Source organism: Bartonella sp. MM73XJBT (genome assembly GCF_028618465.1).
Classification (GTDB): Bacteria; Pseudomonadota; Alphaproteobacteria; order Rhizobiales; family Rhizobiaceae; genus Bartonella.
The window spans coordinates 46,797-72,973 of record NZ_JAQISY010000002.1 but is presented as its reverse complement, the minus strand read 5'-3'; the positions used below and the strand labels follow the sequence as shown (position 1 = coordinate 72,973).

At 37.5% G+C, this 26,177-nt stretch carries 24 protein-coding genes; 9 read left to right on the top strand and 15 right to left on the bottom strand.

The genetic code is table 11. The features are described from left to right. Nucleotides 1-79: 79 nt before the first annotated feature. The 6 genes from gltA (at nucleotide 80) to PVV69_RS01045 (ending at nucleotide 6,614) form a co-directional block, all read left to right on the top strand. Nucleotides 80-1,375 (top strand): citrate synthase, encoded by a 1,296-nt coding sequence (gene gltA / locus PVV69_RS01070; RefSeq protein WP_273720354.1) that lies wholly within the window; start codon nucleotides 80-82, stop codon nucleotides 1,373-1,375. Between the two features lie 850 nt (nucleotides 1,376-2,225). Then, on the top strand, nucleotides 2,226-2,978 hold the full coding sequence (locus PVV69_RS01065; protein ID WP_273756122.1) for a transporter substrate-binding domain-containing protein: 753 nt from the start codon (nucleotides 2,226-2,228) through the stop codon (nucleotides 2,976-2,978). Between the two features lie 531 nt (nucleotides 2,979-3,509). Beyond that, nucleotides 3,510-4,262, top strand: a complete 753-nt coding sequence (locus PVV69_RS01060; protein WP_273756121.1) for a transporter substrate-binding domain-containing protein — start codon at nucleotides 3,510-3,512, stop codon at nucleotides 4,260-4,262. Nucleotides 4,263-4,338: 76 nt separating this feature from the next. Then, nucleotides 4,339-5,058 carry an ABC transporter permease gene (locus tag PVV69_RS01055; RefSeq protein ID WP_273756120.1) on the top strand — a complete coding sequence of 240 codons (720 nt, stop codon included), beginning with the start codon at nucleotides 4,339-4,341 and terminating at the stop codon, nucleotides 5,056-5,058. Beyond that, a complete protein-coding gene (locus PVV69_RS01050; protein ID WP_273756179.1) occupies nucleotides 5,058-5,765 on the top strand; it encodes an ABC transporter permease in 708 nt (235 codons plus the stop codon). Before PVV69_RS01055 ends, PVV69_RS01050 begins: the two co-directional genes overlap by 1 nt. 78 nt (nucleotides 5,766-5,843) lie before the next feature. After that, entirely contained in the window at nucleotides 5,844-6,614 is a 771-nt protein-coding gene (locus PVV69_RS01045) for an amino acid ABC transporter ATP-binding protein (protein WP_273756119.1), read from the top strand. A gap of 28 nt (nucleotides 6,615-6,642) precedes the next feature. Here PVV69_RS01045 and lpxB read toward each other — a convergent pair whose 3' ends face one another. The 13 genes from lpxB to PVV69_RS00980 all read right to left on the bottom strand — a co-directional run bounded on the left by lpxB (nucleotide 6,643) and on the right by PVV69_RS00980 (nucleotide 20,667). Then, a complete protein-coding gene (gene lpxB, locus PVV69_RS01040; protein ID WP_342753425.1) occupies nucleotides 6,643-7,833 on the bottom strand; it encodes a lipid-A-disaccharide synthase in 1,191 nt (396 codons plus the stop codon). Continuing rightward, nucleotides 7,826-8,698, bottom strand: coding sequence for an LpxI family protein (locus tag PVV69_RS01035; RefSeq protein ID WP_273756118.1), 873 nt, complete (start codon nucleotides 8,696-8,698; stop codon nucleotides 7,826-7,828). Before PVV69_RS01035 ends, lpxB begins: the two co-directional genes overlap by 8 nt. Nucleotides 8,699-8,700: 2 nt before the next feature. Continuing rightward, entirely contained in the window at nucleotides 8,701-9,525 is an 825-nt protein-coding gene (lpxA, locus tag PVV69_RS01030; RefSeq protein ID WP_273756117.1) for an acyl-ACP--UDP-N-acetylglucosamine O-acyltransferase, read from the bottom strand. Between the two features lie 23 nt (nucleotides 9,526-9,548). Then, a complete protein-coding gene (gene fabZ, locus PVV69_RS01025; protein WP_273756116.1) occupies nucleotides 9,549-10,016 on the bottom strand; it encodes a 3-hydroxyacyl-ACP dehydratase FabZ in 468 nt (155 codons plus the stop codon). A 1-nt stretch (nucleotide 10,017) separates the two neighbouring features. Then, the gene (gene lpxD, locus PVV69_RS01020; protein WP_273756115.1) at nucleotides 10,018-11,064 is read right to left on the bottom strand and encodes a UDP-3-O-(3-hydroxymyristoyl)glucosamine N-acyltransferase; all 1,047 of its coding nucleotides are present in this window, start codon (nucleotides 11,062-11,064) and stop codon (nucleotides 10,018-10,020) included. Nucleotides 11,065-11,127: 63 nt separating this feature from the next. Beyond that, nucleotides 11,128-13,524, bottom strand: a complete 2,397-nt coding sequence (bamA, locus tag PVV69_RS01015; protein ID WP_273756178.1) for an outer membrane protein assembly factor BamA — start codon at nucleotides 13,522-13,524, stop codon at nucleotides 11,128-11,130. Nucleotides 13,525-13,730: 206 nt separating this feature from the next. Then, nucleotides 13,731-14,873 carry an RIP metalloprotease RseP gene (rseP, locus tag PVV69_RS01010; RefSeq protein WP_273756114.1) on the bottom strand — a complete coding sequence of 381 codons (1,143 nt, stop codon included), beginning with the start codon at nucleotides 14,871-14,873 and terminating at the stop codon, nucleotides 13,731-13,733. Between the two features lie 15 nt (nucleotides 14,874-14,888). After that, complete coding sequence (locus PVV69_RS01005) at nucleotides 14,889-15,704, bottom strand: phosphatidate cytidylyltransferase (protein ID WP_273756113.1); 816 nt, start codon at nucleotides 15,702-15,704, stop codon at nucleotides 14,889-14,891. 708 nt (nucleotides 15,705-16,412) lie between these two features. After that, nucleotides 16,413-16,973 (bottom strand): ribosome recycling factor, encoded by a 561-nt coding sequence (frr, locus tag PVV69_RS01000; RefSeq protein WP_273756112.1) that lies wholly within the window; start codon nucleotides 16,971-16,973, stop codon nucleotides 16,413-16,415. Nucleotides 16,974-17,010: 37 nt separating this feature from the next. After that, nucleotides 17,011-17,730: a UMP kinase gene (gene pyrH, locus PVV69_RS00995; RefSeq protein ID WP_273756111.1), complete on the bottom strand. Its 720-nt coding sequence runs from the start codon at nucleotides 17,728-17,730 to the stop codon at nucleotides 17,011-17,013. A 149-nt stretch (nucleotides 17,731-17,879) separates the two neighbouring features. Further along, nucleotides 17,880-18,803, bottom strand: coding sequence for a translation elongation factor Ts (gene tsf / locus PVV69_RS00990; protein ID WP_273756110.1), 924 nt, complete (start codon nucleotides 18,801-18,803; stop codon nucleotides 17,880-17,882). A 107-nt stretch (nucleotides 18,804-18,910) separates the two neighbouring features. Beyond that, complete coding sequence (gene rpsB, locus PVV69_RS00985) at nucleotides 18,911-19,684, bottom strand: 30S ribosomal protein S2 (RefSeq protein WP_273756109.1); 774 nt, start codon at nucleotides 19,682-19,684, stop codon at nucleotides 18,911-18,913. A 158-nt stretch (nucleotides 19,685-19,842) separates the two neighbouring features. Beyond that, nucleotides 19,843-20,667 carry a cell envelope integrity EipB family protein gene (locus PVV69_RS00980; protein ID WP_273720327.1) on the bottom strand — a complete coding sequence of 275 codons (825 nt, stop codon included), beginning with the start codon at nucleotides 20,665-20,667 and terminating at the stop codon, nucleotides 19,843-19,845. A 145-nt stretch (nucleotides 20,668-20,812) separates the two neighbouring features. On the opposite strand from PVV69_RS00980, the gene PVV69_RS00975 reads away from it, so the two are divergent. Beyond that, entirely contained in the window at nucleotides 20,813-21,274 is a 462-nt protein-coding gene (locus PVV69_RS00975; RefSeq protein WP_273756108.1) for a RidA family protein, read from the top strand. 140 nt (nucleotides 21,275-21,414) lie between these two features. Then, a complete protein-coding gene (locus PVV69_RS00970) occupies nucleotides 21,415-21,837 on the top strand; it encodes an HIT family protein (RefSeq protein ID WP_273756107.1) in 423 nt (140 codons plus the stop codon). A 7-nt stretch (nucleotides 21,838-21,844) separates the two neighbouring features. Here PVV69_RS00970 and clpA read toward each other — a convergent pair whose 3' ends face one another. After that, complete coding sequence (gene clpA, locus PVV69_RS00965) at nucleotides 21,845-24,196, bottom strand: ATP-dependent Clp protease ATP-binding subunit ClpA (protein WP_273756106.1); 2,352 nt, start codon at nucleotides 24,194-24,196, stop codon at nucleotides 21,845-21,847. 6 nt (nucleotides 24,197-24,202) lie between these two features. Then, nucleotides 24,203-24,574: an ATP-dependent Clp protease adapter ClpS gene (gene clpS / locus PVV69_RS00960; protein ID WP_273756105.1), complete on the bottom strand. Its 372-nt coding sequence runs from the start codon at nucleotides 24,572-24,574 to the stop codon at nucleotides 24,203-24,205. Between the two features lie 243 nt (nucleotides 24,575-24,817). On the opposite strand from clpS, the gene PVV69_RS00955 reads away from it, so the two are divergent. Next, on the top strand, nucleotides 24,818-26,164 hold the full coding sequence (locus tag PVV69_RS00955; RefSeq protein WP_273756104.1) for a D-alanyl-D-alanine carboxypeptidase: 1,347 nt from the start codon (nucleotides 24,818-24,820) through the stop codon (nucleotides 26,162-26,164). Nucleotides 26,165-26,177: the final 13 nt, after the last annotated feature.

Sequence of the window (26,177 nt, the reverse complement as noted above, 5' to 3'; positions counted from 1 at the left end):
GAGGCTTCAATCATAGATCTCACACTCTGATGAAGCAGCATTTTGATTTTTAGGGGAAAGTATCTGAAAGGAATATCTAATGTCTGAGAATAAAGCACATATTATAGTAAATAATAAAAAAATAGAACTTCCTCTGCGTAAAGGTACAAGTGGGCCTGCTGTCATTGAAATTGCTTCTCTCTATAAAGAAACAGATATTTTTACTTACGATCCTGGTTTTACCTCAACTGCTTCTTGTGAATCAAAAATCACTTATATTGATGGAAATGAAGGGCTCTTGCTTTATCGTGGTTATCCTATAGATCAACTGGCTGAAAAAGGAGACTTTCTCGAAAGTTGCTATCTTTTACTCTATGGTGAACTCCCAACAAAACAAGAGAAAAACGACTTTGACCGTTGTATTATGCAGCACACGATGGTTCACGAACAGTTCGCACGTTTTTTTCATGGATTTCGTCGTGACTCGCATCCTATGGCCGTCATGGTCGCATGTCTTGGAGCTATGTCTGCATTTTATCATGACTCTATTGATATTACAGACCCTCAACAGAGAATGATTGCTTCTGTTCGTCTTATCTCAAAGGTTCCAACTCTTGCTGCTATGGCCTATAAATACAGTATCGGGCAAGCATTTGTTTATCCCAAAAATGATCTTAGTTACGCTGCCAATTTTCTTCGTATGTGCTTTTCTGTTCCTTGTGAAGAATATAAAACCAACCCTGTTCTGACTAGAGCAATGGATCGAATCTTTATTCTTCATGCTGATCATGAACAAAATGCTTCTACATCCACAGTACGTCTTGCAGGGTCATCAGGAGCAAATCCATTTGCATGTATAGCAGCAGGTGTCGCATGCCTTTGGGGACCAGCGCATGGCGGAGCCAATGAAGCATGCTTGAAGATGCTACAAGAAATAGGTTCCGTTGAGAGAATTCCTGAATTCATTGCACGTGCAAAAGATAAAAAAGACCCTTTCCGCCTTATGGGTTTTGGTCACCGAGTCTATAAAAATTATGATCCACGTGCAAAAATCATGCAAAAAACCTGTCATGAAGTTTTAAAAGAACTGAACATTCAAGATGATCCACTTCTTGATATCGCTATAGAACTTGAAAAAATTGCTCTGAGTGATGAATATTTTGTAGAGAAAAAATTATATCCCAATGTCGATTTCTATTCTGGTATCACACTAAAAGCTTTAGGCTTTCCAACCGAAATGTTCACTGTTCTTTTTGCATTAGCACGCAGTGTTGGTTGGGTTGCACAGTGGAAAGAAATGATTGAAGATCCTGCTCAAAAGATTGGTCGTCCTCGCCAACTCTATACGGGTTATACCATACGTGAATATGTTCCTATCGATAAACGTATGAATTAAAGAAAAAAACAATCAATAAAGCCTCACTAAACTGAGGTTTTATTGTAAATGGAACTAACACTATTTAAGATGTGTTTTTGCAAACCTAATTTTGGAGCTCTTTTTGATAGCTATCATATTAGCACAAAAATTATGAAGAAAAATTTCTGGTAACTTTTACAGAATAAAAGAAAAAAGTCCAACTTAACATCCTCATTCCATTCAATGAAGTGGCCTTCTATTATTCCATAAAAGGTTTAGAAACACTGTCACACAATCGTACTCAAAAGCAGCCGTATAATTCTGTCTTGCGCTTCTAAAGCATGACAAAAAATTAAAGTGCTCTTTATAACTCTATACAAATAATTGCTATTTTTCTTTAGACTATAAGAAATAACATAAAACGCACTCTTAAAGTTTTCCTACGCAAAATAATACATTACCAATGAAATGCTATAGAAAACTCTACTTTATGCCTACGTTCTTCCCATCAAGTATTCCTCTTACTCACCCCCTGTTTTCAACCATTTTTTTATAAGAAAAAGATCGTATTTATGAGAAAAAAACTTCTTCTAATATCTAAGCACCTCACAATACCATGACGAGAATGATATTTTTCGTCTTTCTTAAAAGCTAAATCTTATATTCTAGGAAAAAATGATGAGAAATCATCTCACAATAAATAATTTATACAATATAATCAATGAGATATTTATTTTTCTCTCTATTGAGTATCTTTATTTGATGAACATCCATTGTAATAATAGCAAAATAAACTAATAATAAATTTTTGCATTGCTCCAGACAAGCTTACAGATTATAAAACACATGACGATCTTATACTCCCCCGCTTATCCAATAGGAGAACATAATGAAATTATTAGCAGTCGTTCTTATAATAAGTGCGACACTGTTTCCCCAATTTGCTCATGCTCAAACGCTAAAAATTGCGAGTGATGCTTCCTATCCCCCATTTAGTTACATTGACTCAAATAACGAACTCAAAGGGTTTGATATTGATATATCTTATGCACTTTGTAAAAAAATGAATGTTGAATGTACTATCGTTACGCAAGACTTTGAGGGAATGATCCCTGGTCTTCTTGCAAAAAAATATGATGCTATTATTTCTTCTCTTGCTCCAACACAAGAGCGCTTACAAAAAATTGACTTCACAGCCCCTTACTATAACACGGTACTCGCTATCATTGTTAGAAAAGATTCAGACATTAAAGAAATCTCGGCAGAAGCTTTTAAGGGAAAAAATCTGGGTGCACAATCAAATTCAACACAGGCGGCCTATGCAGAAGATCATTATGCCTCTGAAGGAGCAAACATTAAACTCTATCCTACAACAATAGAAGTTAATCGTGATCTTTTAAGTCGTCGTGTTGAAGGAATTATCGTTGATAAAATACACGCTCTAAACTGGCTTAACAATGAAGGAGAAGACTGCTGCCAACTGCTAGGAACTTTGGAAGAAACAAAATTTCCTATTGCCATTGCAATACGTCAAAACAATCATGATTTGAAAAGTAAATTCAATGAAGCGATAAAAGCGATCCGTTTAGACGGAACTTATGAAAAAATTATGAAAAAATATTTTGCATTCGATATTTACTAAATATCAATACAAACGGAAATTTAATAGACGGTCTATTTCTTAAAAAATATTATCATAACTCTTTATAAATGACGCAAGATAATGATTGAAAAGTTAGAATTTTTGTCATTTTAAAAGGAGATGAATATTCGCATTAATTAAAAGAGCTATCTTTATATATTTCTCGATATCTAAGGTATCTCACAATATTAATAATGAGAGCGATATTTTATCTTTCTGAGAATTAAATTTTTCATGCTTAAATTCAATAATCTTTTTCAAAGCCAAATCCTGTACTCTTTCAAAAAAATGACGAAAAAAACTCATTATAAATAGAATAACCAGGAAATATGATCAATGAAATAATTATTTCTTTTCTGTATTGAGCAGCCCCATACTTGATAAAATAAATATTATTTTTTGATAATGCTCTTCATCATCATGATAGAAAAACGAATAACAATAAATTTTTGCATTGCTCCTAGAAAAGTTTGCAGATTATAGAATACATGACTATCTTATACTTCCCCGCTTATCCAATAGGAGAACATAATGAAATTATTAGCAGTCGCTCTTATAATAACTGCAACACTGTTCACCCAATCGGCTCATACTCAAACACTAAAAATTGCAAGTGAAGGTTCCTACCCTCCATTTAGCTACATGGACTCAAACAACAAACTCCAAGGTTTTGACGTTGATATATCTTATGCACTTTGTGAAAAGATGAATATTGAATGTACCATCGTTACGCAAGACTTTGAGGGAATGATCCCTGGTCTTCTTGCAAAGAAATACGATGCTATTATTGCTTCTCTTGCTCTCACAGAAGAGCGCTTACAAAGGATTGATTTCACAGCCCCTTATTATAACACAGAACTCGCTCTAATTGTTACAAAAGATTCGGAAATTAAAGAAATATCAGCAGAGGCTTTTAAGGGAAAAAATCTTGGCGTACAATCAAATACAACACAAGCTGCCTATGCAGAAGATCATTATGCCTCTGAAGGAATAAATATTAAACTCTATCCTACAACAATAGAAGTTAATCGTGATCTTTTAAACCGTCGTGTTGAAGGGATTATCGTAGATAAACTACAAGCATTAAACTGGCTCAAAAATGAAGGAAAAGATTGCTGCAAACTATTGGGAACTCTGGAAGACACAAAATTTCCTATTGCAATTGCCATACGTCAAAATAATAATGGTCTTAAAAGTCAGTTTAATAAGGCGTTAAAGGATATCCGTTCGGACGGAACTTATGATAAAATTATAAAAAAATATTTTACATCTGATGTTTATTAAATATCAATCCGAACTAAAATTCGTCAAACTGTTTATTACTAAAAATATTATCTAATTCTTTATAAGGAACACAAGAATGATTGAAAATTTAGCATTGCTATCATTTAGCAATGGTGGATGGGGTATGGTTATACTTTCTAGTGCAGGAATAACATTATCATTGGCTTTGTGCTGCGGGCTTTTAGGACTTCCTTTAGGTCTTCTAGCTGCCGTGATGATTCGCTCTGATATTAAGATAGCGAAAACTATAGCTATCCTCTTTTCATCGGTGTTCCGTGGATTACCAGAGCTGTTAACTCTCTTTTTAGTTTACTATGGCTTACAAAATATTATTCAAATTGTTCTTGATTATTTTAATATTGAAATAATGTTCAGCATCAATGCCTTTGTTGCTGGTGTTTTAGCACTTAGTATGGTTCTTGCAGCCTTTTCTTGTGACGTTTGGCTTGGAGCATTCAATATATTTGATAAAGGTCAATATGAGGCGGCTAAAACTTTAGGACTTTCACGCTCAACAACGTTTTTTCGTATTGTTTTTCCTCAGCTTATTCAAAATGCTTTACCAGGACTTTCTAATAATTGGCTCACTTTACTTAAAGATACATCCCTCGTGTCAACCATTTCACTTGTTGACCTTATGCGACAAACGAATTTAGCGGTTGCAGCTACCGATAAACCTATGCTGTTTTATCTTGTTGCATGCTTGCTCTATTTGTTATTTTCAGCGTTTTTTTCTACCATCCTTCATTATTTGGAAAAATATACTCAAGCAGGATATAGAAAGGTACTAGAATGATGATTCCTGAGTGGCTTTATTTCCTTTTTAATCCTGCTCTTTTAAACCGTTATGGCCCAAAATTTATTGAGGGCTTTATTGTTACTATTGAGCTTGTTTCTATAGCCTGTTCTATTGGTTTTGTTCTTGGTATGCTTATCGCATTTGCACGTTTGTCAAAGAATAAGTTGTTTAAATATGTTGCACAGGCTTATGTCTACTTTTTTCGTGGTTCTCCTTTACTCGCTCAACTTTTTCTTTTCTACTACGGGCTTGGTTCAATGAACAACTTCTGGAAACAGATTGGCCTATGGTGGTTTTTTCAAAACGCATGGTATTGTTGTCTTTTTATTTTTGCTCTCAATTCTGCTGCCTATCAATCTGAAATCTTTAAAGGAAGTTTTCTCTCTGTAACAACTGGGCAACGTGAAGCATCCAAAGCATTAGGATTAAGTCGTTTTGTAACATTTTTCAGAATTATTCTACCGCAAGCAATGGTCGTAGCATTACGTCCCCTAGGCAATGAATTAATTTTAATGATAAAATCCAGTGCTATTGCCTCACTCATCACTATTTATGATTTAATGGGAATTGCCAAAATGACGTATTCACGTACATTCGATTTTCAAGTTTACGTTTGGGCAGCTCTTATGTATCTTCTTATTGTTGAGCTCATTCACCGTTTTGTTGTTTTTATCGAATATCGTCTCACCCGATATTTACGGTAAATAAACTGATCAGAAAAAACTTACCAAATCAAAATGTTAAATCAATAAATTTATTTATCAATGAAAGAATACAACAAGATGAATTTGGAAAATGATAAATCTATCCATACAGCTACACCCGTGATTTCTATTCGGAATTTAAATAAATGGTACGGATATTTTCAAGTACTCTATAATATTAATTTTGATGTTAAAACCGGTGAGCGCATTGTGCTGTGTGGCCCTTCTGGATCAGGGAAATCAACTTTGATCCGGTGTATTAATCAGTTAGAAAAAGCTCAAGAAGGTTCAATTTGCATCCATAATATTGATATTCATGCTGCACCCTTATACCAGCAAAAAAATGTTCTCCGTAAAATAGGAATGGTCTTTCAGAACTTTAATTTATTTCCTCATATGAGCGTTATGCAAAACTGTATTTTAGCACCTATGACGGTTCAAGGGCTTTCTAAACAGCAAGCACAAGAACGCGCAATGCATTATCTGACGAATGTTGGCATTGAAAAACATTGTTATAAATATCCTTTACAACTCTCTGGTGGGCAACAACAGCGTGTTGCGATTGCTCGTGCACTTTGTATGGAACCTGAAGTCATGCTTTTTGATGAACCAACCTCAGCTCTTGATCCAGAAAGTGTCGGAGAAGTTTTAGAAGTTATGGTCAAGTTAGCAGATACAGGTATAACAATGCTTTGCGTAACACACGAAATGGGTTTTGCGCGTGAAGTCTCAGAAAGAATTCTCTTTCTGGAAAATGGAAAAATTATTGAAGATACAACTTCTGACGAATTTTTTACCAGTCCTCAAAGCCAACGTGCTCGTGCGTTTCTTGCTAAAATTAAACATTAACCATCAATATTGTTTTACCTGCACAATCCTAAGTATTTTGTTTTTCGAGAAGACGAATAATTGTTTGGGCACCAATAACTCCCGATGGGACTTCAGTTTTCATTTTCTGTTCCACTATCTCAAAAGCATCAAGTTGTGCTTGTCGTAATAAAGGATTATACAAAAGCTGTTCTATCTGCCTTGCTAACATGCCTGGGTGTAGAAATTCGTTAAAATATTCCGGCATAATAGGCTTATCAGCAATAATATTCGGAAGAGCAGCAGTCCATATCGTTATTTTGGGCAAAAGAAATAATTTAGAAAAAAAATCAAGTTTATAGCAATGAAGCATGGGAATTTTTGCTAATGCCAATTCCAGTGAAACTGTTCCATGTGCCGCAAGTGCAACATCTGCTTGTGCAAAAGCATGCCATTTTTCATCTTCACCAACAACAACGTCTACTGTGTTTTTCCAACTCTGTACAAAATCACGAATCGCATCCTGCAAATGTGGTAAAGTTGGTAGAATAATACGTAAATGAGGAATACGTTGAGTAAGAATTTCTACGGCTTCTCGAAAAATCGGCATTAAAGAACGAATTTCTAAATTGCGTGATCCTGGCAAAAGAATCAACGTGAATGATGATGTTTTTTCACCACGCAAGTGTTTTTTTTCGGCTTGACGTTTTTTTTCTTCTTGAACAGCCAAAAGTGGCGGATGTGTCAAAAGAGAATGACCAACATAAGTTGTAGGAGGACCTTCCAAGTCATGCATAACCTTTTCTTCAAAAGGAAAAACCGCTAAAATATGATCAACAAATTTGCGCATAGCCTTAGCACGTTCTGGGCGCCATGCCCAAACAGTCGGTGCAACATATTTAATAATAGGAAGAGAAGGCGCTAAAGCACGCACCTTTTTTGCAACACGATGGGTAAAATCCGGACTGTCAATAATAATTAAACAATCTGGTTTCTCTCGTGCGATAAATTGAGATAAATTGCGAATATGCCGCAACAATAGTGGTAGTTTTTTTAATACTTCCCTCAAACCGATTAAAGAAATATCTTGAGAATCAAAAAAACTTTTAAGGCCTAACGCCTTTAAGTTCCTTCCACCAACACCAATCAAATGAATGTTGCTTCCTGTTTGTTGTGCTAAACAAGAAATCAAATCTGCTCCAAGGAAATCTCCAGATTCCTCACCTGCAATAACAGCAATTTTTAAGAAACAATTATTCATGATTAAACCTTTCAAATGTTTCTATAAACAAGGAATATTTGTTTGCTTTTTCTATTGTTGTTTTTACTGATAATATAAGACTTTTATTGGCTTCCACCGCAATGCCAGACAATCCACTTTTTGCAATATTCATTATTGTTGCTGGCCCAATTGATGGTAAATCAACACGATGATCTTGTTGTGGTTTTGCACATTTAACAAGAACACCACCTTTAGGTGGAATTTGCTCTCTTTTTCGCATTTCATAAACCCGCCGCAGCATATTATCGGTTCCCTCTGCTCCCTCTAGCGCAATCACCCTTCCATTGACAGCTACTGCAGCTTGCCCAATATCTAATTGACCTAACAGCTTTGCGGCTTTTACTGCTAAGAAAATATCTTTTTTTTCCTTTTTCGTAGCCCGCCGTAATGTTAAATCAAATTCTGCTGGTGCTAAAAGATCTGGTACAATTTCATGAGCACCAATAACACGAAAACCATGCGCTTCCACAACGCGTATAAAAGCTTTTAATAATGCATCATCCCCACCTCTCAAAGCACCGATTAACTTAGGAAGAGCTAAAAGTGTTGTCCAATCGAGTCGCAATTCTGTAAGAAGTGGTCGCCTTTTCACACCACCTGCCAACACAATATTACAAATTTCAGCTGCTTTTAAGATTTTAATGAGTTTTGCTAACTCCACAATGGACAACTCGCAATGCTCATAGCGACAAAGCACAGAGTTCGCCTCATTCCGCAACAGGACAAGAAAAGGACTTTGTCCGTATTTTTCAAGTGCTTCGGCAACAGTGATAGGTAAAACACCATTTCCTGCTATAATAGCGGTGCGCCCGGAAAGAAAACTTCTGGCACAAGAGACAGGCATTTTTAATCCTTATTTTCTTTTATTATATCACCTTCAAATTTGGGTGTACAATAAAAACGTTTTCCTTCTTCTTTAATAAAATTAACGACATCAACAACAGATTGAGAAGTAGAATAGAAAGTAGAAACATCGCTAACACGCTCTTTAAACGGCTTGCTATGATCAAAAAGCATAGCAACAGCATGGCGTAATGCGTGAATATCTTTACGTTCAAAGCCTGCGCGTTTCATACCAATGATATTTAACCCTGCTAATTTTGCCTGCACACCAACAGCTGTTCCATAGGGAATGAGATCACCCACCAATGCAGATACACCGCCAATAAATGCATGATGCCCAACACGAACAAATTGGTGAACAGCAGCACCACCACCAATAATAACATAATCGCCAACAGTAACATGACCAGCGATCATCACATTATTGGCAAATGTTACATGATTTCCCACATGACAATCATGAGCAATATGCGCATAACAAAAAAACTGACAATAATCACCCACAATAGTCATCCCCACACTCGAATCCGAGCCCCTATGCATTGTTACGCCTTCACGAATCATACAATTTTTACCAATAGAAAGGGTTGTATGACCTCCCTTATGTTTACTATTTTGCGGCTCTGCTCCTAAGACTGCATGTGAAAATACTTTACTATTAGCACCTAATGTTGTGTCGCCCATTATCACAACATGACTCATCAAACTGCATCCATCACCAATAACAGCCTCTGAACTAATATGACAAAACGGCCCAACTTGTACATTCTCACCAAGCTGCGCTCCCTTTTCCACAAGAGCCGTTGGATGAATTTTCGTACCGGACATTATTAAATTCCTATTAATCTCGTTTACTCTTCTTCTATAATCATCGCAGCAATTTCCGCTTCAGCGACGCGAATATCTTCTACTTTTGCAACACACGAAAAACGCCTCATACCAGCTCTCTTTTTTAAAAGTTGAACATAAATCTTGAGCTGATCACCAGGCACAACAGGCTTACGAAATTTCGCATTATCAACAGTCATAAGATAAACCAAATTCGCTTGCGCATTCCCTAATTGTAAAAGTGAAATAGCTCCTGCTGTTTGCGCCATAGCCTCTAAAATCAATACTCCAGGCATAACAGGCTTTGCAGGAAAATGTCCTGTAAAATGTGGCTCGTTAATCGTTATATTTTTAATACCAATAGCCTGTTGTTCACCATCAATATCAACAATACGATCAATCAATAAAAACGGATAACGATGCGGTAATATTGAGAGCAATTTTTCAATATCTACAGCCTCCAAATTTCTCATCTCTCCGCTGTTGATCATATTAGCGTTTCTCCTTTCTCACTTTGCCAATATTACGCAATGCCGCTACTTCTCTAAACCACTGCTTAAATGGCCGCGCTGGACTACCTCCCCATTTTTCTCCATCAGGAATGTCATTCATAACACCACTACCAGCAGCAATTTGAACACATTTACCGATTGCAATATGATCTGCCACTCCAACACTTCCGCCAAGTTGAGACATATCACCTATTGATGTACTTCCAGCAATCCCGCATTGCGCAGCAATAAGGCAATAGCGACCAATCTTTACATTGTGTGCAATCTGGACAAGATTATCAATTTTGCTTCCTTCACCAATAATGGTATCTTCAAATGTCCCACGATCAATCGTTGTGTTTGCACCGATTTCTACACCATCTTCGATAATCACACGACCCAGTTGTGGAACTTTTTCAATTCCAGAAACACTCCCAACATAACCAAAACCATCTTGCCCAATACAAACACCAGGATAAAGCTGAACTCTATCACCTATTAAAGAATACTGAATTGTTACCTTTGGACCGATATAACAGTCACGCCCAATACGACAATTTTCACCTATAACAGCTGTAGATGAAATAAGAGTTCCAGCACCAATCTCCACATTTCGACCGATAACAGCTCCCGCTTCAATACATACATCATGCGCAAATTTAGCAGTTGGGTGAATATGCGCATACGGAGAAATTTCTTTCAGTCCAAACCACGGCATTGGCTTGACAGAATCCGGAAATAAAATACGCCCAATCTGAGCAAAATCACGCTGTGGTGTAGAGGTAACCAAAATGGCCATAGTTTCAGGAACTTTAAAAACAACTTCATTCGTACAAAAAACGGCTACAGCAGAACTCCCTATCAGAGCATCAGAAAACTTTCGATTCTCTACGAACACAAGAGACCCCTCCACCGCACTCTCAAGTGAAGAAAGAGTATTGATCACTGTATTAGAAAACTCTGGATTAAGAAGTTTTGCCCCTGTCAACTCCGCAACATTAGCAACCGTCAATCGCCGGGACGGCGTAAAAAAAAATGTATCCGCCATCAAAACACTTTCTCTCCCAGCCTAATCCATTTTCTCCAATTTTGCCTCTAAAGAAAATTCAAATCAGAATTTTGTAGAAATACCAAAATTTAATTTCTGCAAACGATCACCTTCCTGTTTCTTTATCGGCCAAGCATAATCAAAACGCAAAGGACCAAACGGTGAATCCCACATTAAACTCACACCAGCAGATGAACGCCAAGCACTTTTCGTATGTGTAACGGGGGGCTCACCTTCAAAAACAGGTCGATAATTATTTCCATAGAGTGTTGCAACATCTGCAAATAAAGCGCCGCGCAATCCTAACCCTTCAGGAAAAACAGGTATAGGGAACTGTACTTCAGCAGTCGCATTCATATATGTCGTCCCGCCTAAGAAATAAACCTCACCCTTATTGGAAACCTGACGCGGACCTATTCCATTGTATTTGAAGCCTCGAATCATATCAGAATTTATTTTAAACATATCAAAGATACGAACACCATCTTTGCCTATTTCGTGGATATAGCCCCCACCAAAGGAAAATAAACCGACAAGATCCATCTGTTCAGACAATGTTTTATACATCATTGCTTTACCAGTTGTCTTTAAGAATTTTGCACGCCCGCCAAGTCCCGCATACTCTTGAGTAACACGCGCGTACCATCCATCATGAGGATTTTTCATATCGTCAATAGTATTATAGGTAAAACCATAACTAATTGATGAGCGCTTCCAAGGGCTTTGTTTTGCTGCTTGAACAATCGCACCAGAATACTTTCCATATAATTCTCTTATGTCTGACTCTTTATTTAAGTCATACTCTTTACCAAAATCATATTCTTCCTGAACATAAGAATAAGCCAAATTAGCAGATAATTGATCATTAATGGGGACGGAGAATCGAAGTGATCCACCGGTTTGGCGTACATCATATGCCTTATCAGCACGATAAGTACTACGGAAAATATCAACACCTGCAGACAAACGATATCCCAAGAAATAAGGATCAACAAACGACAAATTGTAATTACGGGATTTTTCTTGCCCAGCCCCTAATCCTAAACGAACATACTGACCTCGTCCTCCAAGATTGCGTTCGGTAACAGACACTTCAAGAGACATACCAGGACTTGTACCACCCGTTGTGTATCCACCAGACAAAGAAAGATCTCCTGTTGGAGCCTCAACAACATCTATCACTAAGGTAACCTGATCAGACTGATCTGTAGGAACCATTGAAATATTAACGGCTTTAAAAAAACCTAAATTTTCTAAACGACGTTTTGCCCGCTGCACTAAGGTTTGATTGTAGGCATCCCCCTCATTTAAATCAATCTCACGACGAATGACATAGTCGCGTGTCTTGTCATTACCACGTATTTCAATACGTTGAATATAAGCGCGTTGTCCCTGTTCGATGTTATATGAGATCGAAATTGTATGATTTGCCAAATTACGATTGCCCCGTGGCTCAACTTTAGCAAAAGCATATCCCGAATCAGCAGCTTTATTATTGATAATTGCAACAGACTGTTCAATATCTTCTGCGCTGTAAATATCACCCGACCGAGTTTTAAGAAGCCCCTTTACCTTTTGAACATCAATCCCATCAATATCGCTTTCAATCTGAATATCACTAATTTTATAGCGAACACCCTCATCAAGAACAAAATAAATTTTATATGTATTACTTGCTTGATCAAAAGTTGCTTGAGAAGAAATAACACGAAAATCAGCATAGCCACGATTATAATAAAAGCGACGAAGCGCTTCTTCATCAGCAGCTAAACGTTCTTCACTATAAACATCCCCCCCCAAGAGCATTGAGAACATTCCCGAAGACTTTGTTGAAATCACATCACGCAAACGGCGACTTGCAAAAGCATGATTCCCTTTAAAAACAATGTCTCCAATCTTTGTTTTTCGTCCTTCAACAACATTAAACACCACATTTACACGTCCTTTCCCCAAGTTAATGGTCTGAACTGTAACAGCGACATTATTACGACCAACAGTTTTATAAGCTTCACGAATCGTATTAACATCTGCTGAAAGCTTAGCAGAACTGAAAGGTTCATTCGGCTTTAAAGAAATAAATCGTTTAAGATCAGCATCTTTAAGAGATTTATTTCCCTGAAATAACACCTGATTAACTATTTCATATTCCTTAACAAAAACCATCAGTTTATCGCTAACCTGATTTATTTTCACATCATAAAATAAGCCTAGTCCAAAAAGACGCTTCACCGCAGCATCAACATCGCCACTAGAAAAACTCTGCCCAGCTTTAATGCCTATATTGTCTCGAACGGCCTGCGCGCTTACAAATTTATTCCCGCGAACCTCAACAGAACGGACCACAGATGCCTGTACTTCTCCAATCATCGCAATTGACATAAAGGCTACTGCAGGAGCGATCACTCTCATACCTAATACCAATACAGATGCTGCATTTAAAAACTTCGAATTCGTACTCATTGGCTTTTTTACCTTACTCTTATTCCCTGGACATGATGCCTCAAAAAGCGAACCGCCATAATAATTCTTTTTCACAGCGAGACTTTATTATCCCTTAATTACTGATTATAGCAAACGATGCCACAATATTTTGCGGACATGGTAAACGACCTTCAATTTATTCTCTCTATTATTACCCAATTTATGAAATGTTTTCCATAATTTAATTAATTAAACCAACAAAAATAATCATTAAAGATCGCAAAGGTCATAAAGAGGAGGAGAACAAAAAAACCTAACCGAAAAATAATCTCTTGAATTTTAGTAGATACCGATCTTCCCGTAATGACCTCAAATACGTGAAATACCAAGTGCCCACCATCAAGTGGCGGAATTGGAAAAAGGTTAATAAGTCCAATACTTATTGAAAGAAAAGCCATAAAATTCAACAAAGAGACAAAACCTGTTTCACTTAATTTCCAAGCAATTTTAGCAATCCTTGAAGGCCCACTTATTCCACAGTGATCTTCTTTTCCCCCTATTAAACGACTTATAAAAAAAATTGTTTGGGTAACAATAAATGTGGTACGTTCTATCGATTTTCTTACAGCTTTTACAAAACCATAACGAATATGTTTTATATAAGCTGGATCTAAACGCGTAGGATTATCAGGATCAATGGGAGCCCCTATACCTATTATGTTACCTTGAGTCCTATTACCAAATCTGTCATTTTGTTCGATTACTTCGGGTGTAATTACCGTCGTAAACACACGCCCCATGCGCTCTATTTTAAATTCTATAGGATTTTTACCATACAAAGTCACATAGTTCATCAAATCTTCAAAACTTTCAACTTTGCGACCATCCATTTCAATAAAACGATCACCTAATCTTAAATCTGCCTGAAAAGCAGGAGAATCTTTTACCAAAGACCCAACAACAGGCTCAATGGTAACACGACCATGAATAAAGAAAAAAAATGTTAAAATCACAATGGCGAAAAGAAAATTGAATAAGGGACCAGCAAAAATCGTGAGAGCTCTCTTCCAAGCATGCGCATTAGCCAATGAACCCTCAACAGTCGGAGAGGACTGGAATGATGACACATCATCCCCATCCCCAACAAATTTCACGTAACCTCCTAAGGGTATAAGCGCTAAACGCCACCGTGTACCACGCTTGTCTGTATAGCCTAATATTGGGGGACCAAACCCAAGCGAAAAAGCAGACGCCTTAATACCGCACCACCGACCAATAAGATAATGCCCCATTTCGTGCACAAAAATAATCATCATAACAATAAAAAAAATACTCAAACTTCTTAAAAGCAAGTCACCTACGGTGAATATATGATTTAAAAGTTCCAAAATATCTCCTCCTCATTAAATCATACCAAAGAGATTAAAGGGTGTATCCATACCAGACATAAACGAACCAATTAAGTAAAGAAGAACCGCAGCCCCTACCAAGCCATCCATACGGTCCATAAATCCACCGTGACCAGGTAATAATGAACTGGAATCTTTAACAGAAAAGTGTCTTTTGAACCATGATTGCCCTAAATCACTCAATTGCGAAAAAATGGATAAAATAAGTACAAGGAACGGTATAAAAAAACTCGTTAAATTTACCTCGAAAAAACGAAAAGCAACCAATATACCGCCAGAAAATCCAATAAACGTACCACCAATTGCTCCTGCCCATGTCTTATTAGGAGAAAATTTGGGGGCTAATTTAGGTCCACCAACTGTACGTCCGCTAAAATAACCGGCAATATCTGTTCCCCATACTATCGTAAACAAAAAGATAACAACCTGAAAACCTAACGTTTCATATCCTCGTAAAAAGGATAAAGCCACAACTGGAAAAGATGCATATAAAAAACCAAAAAAAACCCAACCACTCTTTTCTATGGGCCCAATAGCTAACACTGTTGCCAAAACTATCAAAAGACAAAAAATGAATAAAGCTGATACACCCGAAAGTAAAAAAAAGCCAAAAACCAAATAAAAAATACTTGCTAATATTTTTTGTGAGCCCCGCCATTTCTCTCTAGTGATACTAATCCATTCATAAAGAATAAAACTACCGATAACCCATACAAACAAAAAAAATAAAGTTCCTCCAAACCACGTTAAAGATAAAGCAATAATACCAAAAACAAAAGCAGTCAGAATACGATAAATAAGATTAGACAAAACAACATCCAAATAATAAAAAAGACAAATTTAAAAATTGGCATATGCAAGAAACTTTACTACACAGCATGTCTATATTCATACCTTTGCATTTTTTCTACAATTTATCATAAACGACCCAATATACCAAGATGGCACTTTAAGAGCAATAATCAGTGAAAATAGGCAAAAAAGTAAGTCTCAAGATCAATCTTTAAAATATATTTTCAAAAATGACAATCAACCTTTAGAATAAGAATCCGCTGCTATGTATGTCAATTTTAGTAGAGGTCTGCTATTTTTTTGCATAAAAGCATTTTTCTAACAAATTACACGTCATCTAAAAACAAATCGCTTAAAACAACGATTGCGCCAATACTATCGTATCTCTCATAATAAAAAGCAATAATCAACGCATTACCCTTTGTGCTACCTCTTTTCCAAAGGCTTCTATAGAAGATCTGCCACCCCAATCATGAAAACACTTTCATCAGACAATGTAATAAAAATCTTTATTACATTGTCTTATTCAAGATAAGTGTATCAGCAGAAAACTTCATGCAACGCACAAATAAAGAATTTTAAATATCTACCACTTCAAAGCAATCTTATCTTTACAGTATATAATTGCGCTTCCCTGTGCTGCTATCAACGACATACAAGCTTCTCTTTTCTTACCTATCAAAAGATATTACACGACAGTAAAGAGATAGTTTTTTTTAAGTCGCCTTAAACGTGCATAATTTCAGTTTCTTTCACAGATAAAATTTTATCAATATCAGCAATCGTCTCATCTGTAAGTTTCTGAACTTTATCAGACAAGCCATGGGCTTCATCTTGACCAATTTCACCTTCTTTTTCTAGTTTTTTTAAATTATCCATACCATCTCGGCGCACATGACGGGTAGCAACACGAGCTTGTTCTGCATATTGATGTGCAATTTTTACAAGTTCTTTACGACGCTCTTCATTTAATTCAGGTAAAGGAATACGTAAATTCGTACCGTCAGTGATGGGATTTAAACCAAGTCCAGAATCACGAATAGCACGTTCCACAGCTCCTACCATCGTTTTATCCCACACAGAGACGGAAAGCATCCGCGGTTCTGGAACAGAAATATTTGCAACTTGATTTATATGTACAACAGAACCATAAGCTTCAACTGTTAACGGCTCTAATAAACTGGTAGAGGCGCGTCCAGTCCGCAAACCACCTAATTCATGTTTAAAAGCGGAAATAGCGCCATCCATGCGGCGTTTCAGATCGTCCATAATCGATGCAACATTCATATCTCTGTCTCCTTCAATTATGCTTTGAAGCTTACTCTTATTCTGATACTATTGTAAACCGTCCCGTTCCATTTAATACCTTAGCTAAACCACCTTTTTCATGAATAGAATACACAATAATTGGTACATTATTCTCGCGTGCTAAAGTAACGGCCGTTGTATCCATAACAGATAACCCCCATTGTAGAATTTCAACATGTGTCAATTGATCAAAACGCTTAGCTGTAGGATCTATTTTGGGATCTGCAGAATAAATACCATCTACTTGTGTCCCTTTTAAAAGAACATCTGCACCAATTTCTGCAGCGCGTAAAGTCGCAGCAGAATCAGTGGTAAAAAATGGATTACCCGTACCACCAGCAAAAATAACAACCTTCCCTTGATTCATATAACCTATCGCTTTACGTTGTGAAAAACTTTCACAAATTTGCGGCATGGCAATTGCAGACAACACAACCGTTTCAATCCCTAATTTTGTCAATGATGTTCGCAATGCTAAAGAATTAATAGCAGTTGCAAGCATTCCCATGTGATCACCCGTCACACGATCCCCCCCATGTGAAGCAACAGCAACTCCACGGAAAATGTTTCCCCCACCTATAACAATAGCAACTTCTACCTCCATCGCCCGCACTTCAGCAATATCAGAGGCAATACGATCTGCAACGGAAACATCAATTCCAAAGCTCTGCCCCCCCATAAGGGCTTCACCAGAAACCTTTAAAAGGATACGCTTATATTTTGGTGTTAATATCATTGATAATCTCCCCAAAAGCACATTTATTTTGCTTTCGACATATTAAGGGCACCACATTATTCCGTGACGCCCTCTCCATAATCATATTTTTATATCAGTGTTTATAATCGATACTATAATTTAAAACCTCTAATACGCATTTTAAAGAGCTAACCCTTTGCAGCTGCTGCAACTTCTGCAGCAAAATCAGTCTCCTCTTTTTCTACCCCCTCTCCTAGTGCAAAACGAACAAAGCCTGTTATTTTTGCTGGCGCACCAATTGATTTTTCAGCATCCTTTAAAGCGGCTTCAACAGTCATATCAGGATTCATAACAAAAGCCTGATAAAGTAAAACAACCTCTTCAAAAAACTTACGCATACGTCCTTCCACCATTTTCTCAATGATATTTTCAGGTTTTCCAGATTGACGCGCTTGATCTGAAAAAATCGCTTTTTCACGCTCAATAGCGCTAGCATCAACATCTTCAGCTGTTAGCGCCAATGGATTAGTTGCAGCAATATGCATTGCAACTTGCCGACCAAAAGCTGCAGCAGCCTCCTTATTCCCTGTAGTCTCAATAGCAACCAAAACACCAAGCTTACCAAGACCATCAGCGACACTATTATGTATATAAGTAGCAACAACACCATTCTCAACAGAGAGTTTAGCAGAGCGCCGAAATGTCATATTCTCGCCAATGGTACCAATCGCATCTTTAATTGTAGTCTCCACATTCTTATCAGAACCAGGGTAAAGAGACGCAGAAACAGAATCAACACCACCCTGGACACCTAAAGCAGCGGTTGCTACATTGCGCACTATGTCTTGGAAGACATCGTTACGCGCTACAAAATCTGTTTCAGAATTAATTTCAACCAAAACTGCACTTGAATCTTTTGATGCAATTCCAATTAATCCCTCAGCAGCCGTACGACCAGCTTTTTTATCTGCTTTGGCTATCCCCTTTTTACGAAGCCAATCAACAGCAGCTTCCATATCACCATTGGTCTCTGCCAATGCTGTCTTACAGTCCATCATACCAGCGCCTGATAATTCCCGAAGTTCTTTCACTTGTGCAGCAGTAATGCTCATGTCTTCCTCTTTATTCTGTAATGATGAAAGCGCGCTAAAAGAAAATTCTACGCACGCTTATAACCTTTTCTTTAGAAAACAACCATCTCAAACGGGCGTTTTAAATACTACTCGGAAACTGGAACCTCATTCTCCAAAACGGATTCCACAGGCGTATCAGCTTGAGCTCCCAAATCAATACCCATTGCCCCTTGTTGACGTGCAATACCATCAAGAGCTGCACGAGCAAAAAGATCGCAATAAAGAGAAATTGCACGCGACGCATCATCATTACCCGGAATCGGATAGGTAACGTTATCAGGATCGCAGTTGGTATCAATAATAGCAATAACTGGGATGCCTAAACGTTTCGCTTCTTGGAGCGCGATATTCTCTTTATTCGTATCGATAACAAATATAAGATCCGGAACAGATCCCATATCCTTAATACCACCAAGTGCACGATTAAGTTTTTCACGATCTCGTTCAAGATTTAAACGTTCTTTTTTGGTAAACCCCTGTGCTTCAGAAGCGAGAATTTTATCCAGCTTACGCAAACGGTGTATCGAATGGGAAATCGTTTTCCAGTTTGTGAGCATGCCACCAAGCCAACGCGCATTAACATAATATTGTGCCGAACGATTCGCAGCATCAGCAATAATCTCAGATGCCTGTCTTTTAGTGCCAACAAAAAGAATGCGGCCACCACGCGCAACGGTATCTGAAACAAGTTTAAGTGCTTGATGCAAAAGAGGAACAGTCTGAGCAAGATCAATAATATGAATATTATTACGCTGACCGTAAATATAGGGAGTCATCTTTGGGTTCCAGCGATGTGTCTGGTGACCAAAGTGAACACCTGCTTCCAAAAGCTGGTGCATAGTAAAATCTGGTAGTGCCATAATTTATCCTTTCCGGTTTAACCTCCGCGGAAAAAGTAGGTGAACCCTACTACCGGCGGACGCTTACTCTTCTTTCTAGTAAACACCCAAACTCCGCGTGTGGAATAATGTAAACATACTAATATTTGATTCTTTTTCAAGCTATTTTCTACAACTCTTTAATTTTCACATTGATTAAAATCCTTTCCAGTCTCAAGGAATTCAAGACTGTTCAACTTAGCACGCACCGCAAAAGTCCCATAATCGATACGAAGATCATGCATAACACCATTTTCATATAAGAGAAAACTGGTACGATAGACTGGCAAACCATCTTTTTTCTCCATATCATCAAAATAAGAAATTGTAACAGGCCAAGACTCCTCTTCATCCAATTTTCCCATTTTTTTTGTTTCAGCATCAGAGTGCGGCAGCGTCTTTTCTCCAATAACAATACTTTCTTTAATCACTTTGTCTGCTTTATCTGTTCCATCAAATACAGTAACATTATAAAAATGGCGTCCTGTTTTTGCATTACGTATAATATTCTTTAGTTGCATAATTGGAAACTCAGCAACTGCAAGTTTATATTCTTTTTCCTTTGGCTTTTTTAGTTTCACCATAATGCCATCTTGAATCCGCTCAGCTACTCCTTCGGTGCGATGTACAATCTCTTGTCCGACTTGATCTGTAACATTAAAATGAAATGTACGACTATCACCCGTTTCATAACTCGTCGTTTGTTGATCCGTTAAACGCACTGGCATATCTTCCATATGGGTACGGCTGATAAAACGAAAACGTGTGGTATAGCCCTGACATGCTGAACCCGTTAGCTCGTAAACCATTCGCCCCGTCATCCCCGAAATTGTCATTTCATGAGAAACACTATCAAGCTGAAAATCATAAATCGCTCGGTGAGGTGCAATAAAAATAGACTCTTCAGCTCTCGCAGTACATAAAAAAACAACATATAAAATTATTATAAATAACGATCTGATCATTCCCAACTTCCAATTCTATCCCCGTTGCATAACATCATACAATAAGGCAAAAAAGGCTCGCTTCTTAATTAACCACACATTTCCTTAAATCAAAAAATAGTTTATGCAATGGATATATTCGTTAGAAAGCTATGGAGTTAAAATTATGACCAATGCCATTGAAATCTACCTTAACGAACGAGGAATGACTCTTCCTCAAGCAGCACAACCCATTGCCAATTACGTAACCACCTCACAAAGCGGTAACCAACTTTTTATTTCTGGACAACTCCCTCTTGTTGATGGAAAACCAATAGCAATCGGTAAAGTTGGTACAACCGTTAATGCCGAACAAGCAACAAAAGCAGCCGAAGTTTGTGCACTCAACATTCTTGCACAAATCAAGGCAGCTCTCGGTGATTTAACGAAAATAAAACGCGTGATAAAAATCACCGTTTTTGTTGCTGTAGATCCTTATTTTACTGATATTCCTCTTATCGCCAATGGAGCTTCTGATTTACTTGTCAATATTCTTGGTGAATCTGGAAAGCATGTCCGTTCTGCTATAGGTGTTGCCTCTCTTCCTATGAATGTTCCCGTAGAAGTTGAAGCTATCATAGAAGTCTAAATCTTCATTCATGTTAACGTATCTCCATAAAAGACAAACTTAAATGCAAAATTTTTCTTTTTTAATACTCTACCAGCCTTCGCTTTCTTTAGTTTTGAAATTAAAGTGCCAAATAAAAACGGGTAAAAGGAGCTATTGATATGAAACAAGCTTATGACAATAACAACATTTTTGCTAAACTGATTCGCAATGAAATCCCTTCTGTTCGTGTCTATGAAGATGAAGATGTCATTGCATTTATGGATATCATGCCACAAGCACCAGGTCATACCCTCGTTATTCCCCGAAAAGGCTCTAGAAACTTACTGGATGCGGACACTGAAACATTGTTTCCAGTTATTAAAGCCGTGCAAAAAATTGCCAATGCTGTCAAAAAAGCTTTTCAAGCAGATGGTATAACAGTCATGCAATTTAATGAAGCGGCGAGTAAACAAACTGTTTATCATCTCCATTTCCACGTTATACCACGTATGGAAGGAATAGAGCTTACCCCTCATAATAACGTTATCACGCCTACAGAAATACTTGAAGAGAACGCAAAAAAAATTCGTTCTGCTCTTTAAAGCATTCTCAAGTTGTTGAACTTTTTTTCTTCAGACGCTTTTTAGTAAAATCTGTTGTTTTATTGTTCTTTGCAGCAACAGACAGATGAGAAGAGGAAATTTGTAACTGCAACCTCTCTTTTTCGCCGTTTATTTTTTGTGTCGATACGCGAACCATGCCACCATTGCGCAACTTTCCAAATAAAATTTCGTCAGCCAATGGCTTCTTAATATGTTCTTGAATAACACGGCTCAACGGGCGTGCGCCCATCTGAGAATCGTATCCTTTATTGGCAAGCCAAATCATTGCAGAAGGACTTAACTCAAAACAAACACCCCGCTCAGCTAATTGTGCTTCAAGTTGAAAAATAAATTTTTGCACAATCTGATTGATAATAAACTGAGATAAAGGAGCAAACGGAATAATGGCATCTAGCCGGTTACGAAATTCCGGTGTAAAAAGTCGATTAATTGCTTCAATATCATCCCCATCGCGATGCACTTTTCCAAATCCGATCACTGATTTTGCCATATCTGATGCACCGGCATTGGTCGTCATAATTAAAATGATATTACGAAAATCAATTTTTTTGCCATTATGATCTGTTAATTTACCATAATCCATGACTTGCAATAAAATATTAAACAACTCTGGATGCGCTTTTTCAATTTCATCCAGCAATAAAACGGCATGAGGATTTTGATCAACAGCATCTGTAAGAAGTCCTCCTTGATCAAATCCTATATAACCTGGAGGAGCACCGATTAAACGTGCTACAGTATGCCGTTCCATATATTCTGACATATCAAAACGCAACAGCTCAACGCCTAAAGAAGATGCAAGTTGTTTTGCAACCTCAGTTTTTCCTACCCCCGTTGGTCCAGAAAACAAATAATTTCCTATTGGTTTATCTGGTTCACGTAATCCTGCCCGTGCTAATTTAATTGATGACACTAATGCGGAAATTGCTGGGTCCTGCCCATAAACAACTTGTTTAATTGCTCTTTCAAGCTTACTGAGTACCTTCTGATCATCACGAGAAAGTGCTTTTGGTGGAATCCGTGCCATAGTGGCAACAGTCGCTTCAATTTCTTTAACGCCTATACTCTTTTTTCGTTGTTTTTTTGGCAAAAGCTTTTGTGCTGCCCCGCTTTCATCAATAACATCGATTGCTTTATCAGGTAGTCGGCGCTCAATCATATAACGTGAAGATAATTCTACCGAGGCCTTCATTGCCTGATCCGTATATTTGATCTGATGAAAATCTTCGAAATAAGGCTTTAGACCTTGCAAAATCTTAATTGCATCCGCAATAGAAGGTTCGTTAACATCAATCTTCTGAAAACGGCGCTCTAAAGCACGGTCCTGCTCAAAAATTTTGCGATATTCTCTGTAAGTCGTTGAACCAATACAGCGAATAATTCCAGAAGATAATGCAGGCTTTAAAAGATTTGCCGCATCCATATTTCCGCCTAATGTAGACCCTGCTCCAACTAAGGTATGGATTTCGTCAATAAATAAAATAGCATCTGAATATTGCTCAAATTCTTTAATAACTTTCTTTAAGCGTTCTTCAAAATCGCCACGATAGCGGGTACCAGCAACAAGCCCTCCCATATCAAGGGAAAATATTGTTGTATTTAATAAAACCTCAGGAACTTGTTCATCAACAATGCGTTTTGCCAGTCCTTCAATTATAGCAGTTTTTCCAACCCCAGGATCACCAACTAAAAGGGGGTTGTTTTTTGATCTTCTACATAAAATCTGAATCATGCGTGAGATTTCCATCTCACGACCAATTAATAAATCAATTTTTCCATTACGTGCCTTACAATTAAGATCAATACAATAATTTGCCAGTGCACTTGTGACCTTTTCATCACTGTCTGAAATTTGCTGATCTAATTGCTCCTCAAGCCCTTCAAGTAACATGGATAATCCTTCATCTCGTGTGATACCATGTGAAATGAAACGCACGGCATCATAGCGTGTCATTCCCATCTCTTGAAGGAAATAAGCCGCATGGCTTTCACGTTCAGAAAAAATTGCAACAAGAACATTTGCACCCGATACTTCATCTTTTCCAGCTGATTGAGCATGAATCACGGCACGCTGAATAACGCGCTGGAAAAATGTTGTTGGCTTTGTGTCTTCATCTGCTTTAATCTGTACATCCAATTCTGACTGGATATAGTTAGTTAAGCGCTCTCGCAATTCTTCTACATCTACCTGACAGGCCTGAATGACTGAATTTGCATCGACATCATCGAGTAGAGCAAGCAGAAGATGCTCTAATGTTGCATATTCATGCCGCGCTTGCGTAGCAATTGTTAATGCGCGATGCAAAACTTCTTCAAGACTTGATGTAAAAGATGGCATAATCCCTTACCTCCATTCCATTACACATTGTAATGGGTGCTCATTTTGACGGGCACACTCCCTAACTTGTACTATCTTCATTTCAGCAACTTCATAACTATAAATTCCACATTCGCCTACCCCATTCTGATGAACATTTAACATAATACGCGTTGCTTCTTTGAAATTTTTTTGAAAAAAAAATTCTAAAATAAAAACAACAAAATTCATAGGGGTATAATCATCATTAAGTAAGAACACATGATATAACTTAGGTTTTTGGAGTTTTGTTCTCATCTTTGGCAAGATAATAGCATCCTGTCTGTTTTCGTCCCAATTCTTGCCTTTTTCATTCTGTATAATACGCGCTATAGAGTTCATTATCAGCTTTTGTGCCATTATTGTTTCCTATGGAGCATAGTTTTTTAATTTTAAGTTTTTTCATAACTATTGTAATACTTGTTTGTGTAAAGAAGCAAACTTTCCTTTGTTATTATAAGATTTAAGTCAAATATGAAAATTCCCAAAATATTTTCTGTAAATAAATTAGTAATACCATTCATCTAAATTGCATCAAAAAGCTGCAAAAAGGGGCTTTACAAATTTTTTTAGCGTAAATAATGGAGAAATAGGATACTGCAAGTGTATATTAACTGCCAAAAAGTTGCCTGGTGCTATAAAAAAATAGCAATTGCTTTTATTATTTTAGCCTTTTCTTACTCTTGGGCATTAGCTACTCCTCAAGAAGCTTATCCTGATAAATATGCTGCTATCGTTATAGATGCGAATACAGGAAAAACCTTATTTCAAGCCAATTCAACGCTAAAGCGTTACCCTGCTTCTTTAACAAAAATAATGACATTGTACATGCTTTTTGAAGCTATGCATATGCGTCGTGTGACGCCCAATACACCAATCCCCATCTCAGCTTACGCAGCAACGCGCCCACCAACAAAAATCGGCTTTAAAGCAGGTCAAACAATTTCTGCCGAAGAAGCAGCAAAAGCTCTTATTACAAAATCAGCAAATGATGTTGCCACTGCCATTGCCGAATATCTCGGTGGCAGTGAAAAAAAATTCGCTCGGATGATGACAGCTAAAGCCAAAAAACTAGGTATGACTCATACGAATTTTACAAATGCTTCAGGACTCCCAGATGTGCGCAATTATTCCACGGCACGAGATATGGCAACCCTATCACTAGCCCTACGCAAACATTTTCCACAACAGTATAAATTGTTCAAAACAAAAAGTTTTACTTTCCGTGGGCATACCATTAATAGCCACAATAGGCTCGTTAAAACAATGAAAGGTGTTGATGGAATTAAGACAGGATACACACAAATGTCAGGTTCTAATTTAGCATCTTCGATGCACCTTGAAGGGCGCTCTATCGTTGCTGTCGTTATGGGGGGTAAATCTTCTATCGCACGTGATAAACACATGGCCAGCTTATTAAACCAATATTTGCCACAAGCCAGCAAGATGAAAAATAACGGACATTTGATGGCTTCTGTACACTATAACTTGCCCTCTGGTGCTAATATTCCTATTCCCTCCATTAAAGCAGAACCAACCAATCTCGATGACGAAATTTCTACGATGTTGACTGCGTTTGCTGAACAACCTAAAAATTCCAATACGGCAATAGCCGCAGTAAACCAAGCGATTATACCAACTCCTAATCCTCAGAAAATGATATCCGTTGAGACTAAAATTATTACAGCTTCTTTATCCCAAAATGCTGGATGGGCTGTACAAATTGGTTCACTTCCAAGTCAAGAACAAGCACAAACTCTGCTTCAAAAAGCAAAAAACATAGCCTATTCCGCTCTAAAAACGACATCTTCACATATGCAACTGTTTGAAAAAAGCGGACGTCGTTATTATCGTGCACGGTTTGTAGGATTTCAATCAAAAAAAGCAGCATTCGATGCTTGTTCTACATTAAAGAAAGCAAATTTTAACTGCTACACTGTAGCTTACTAAAAGTTTTTGGATT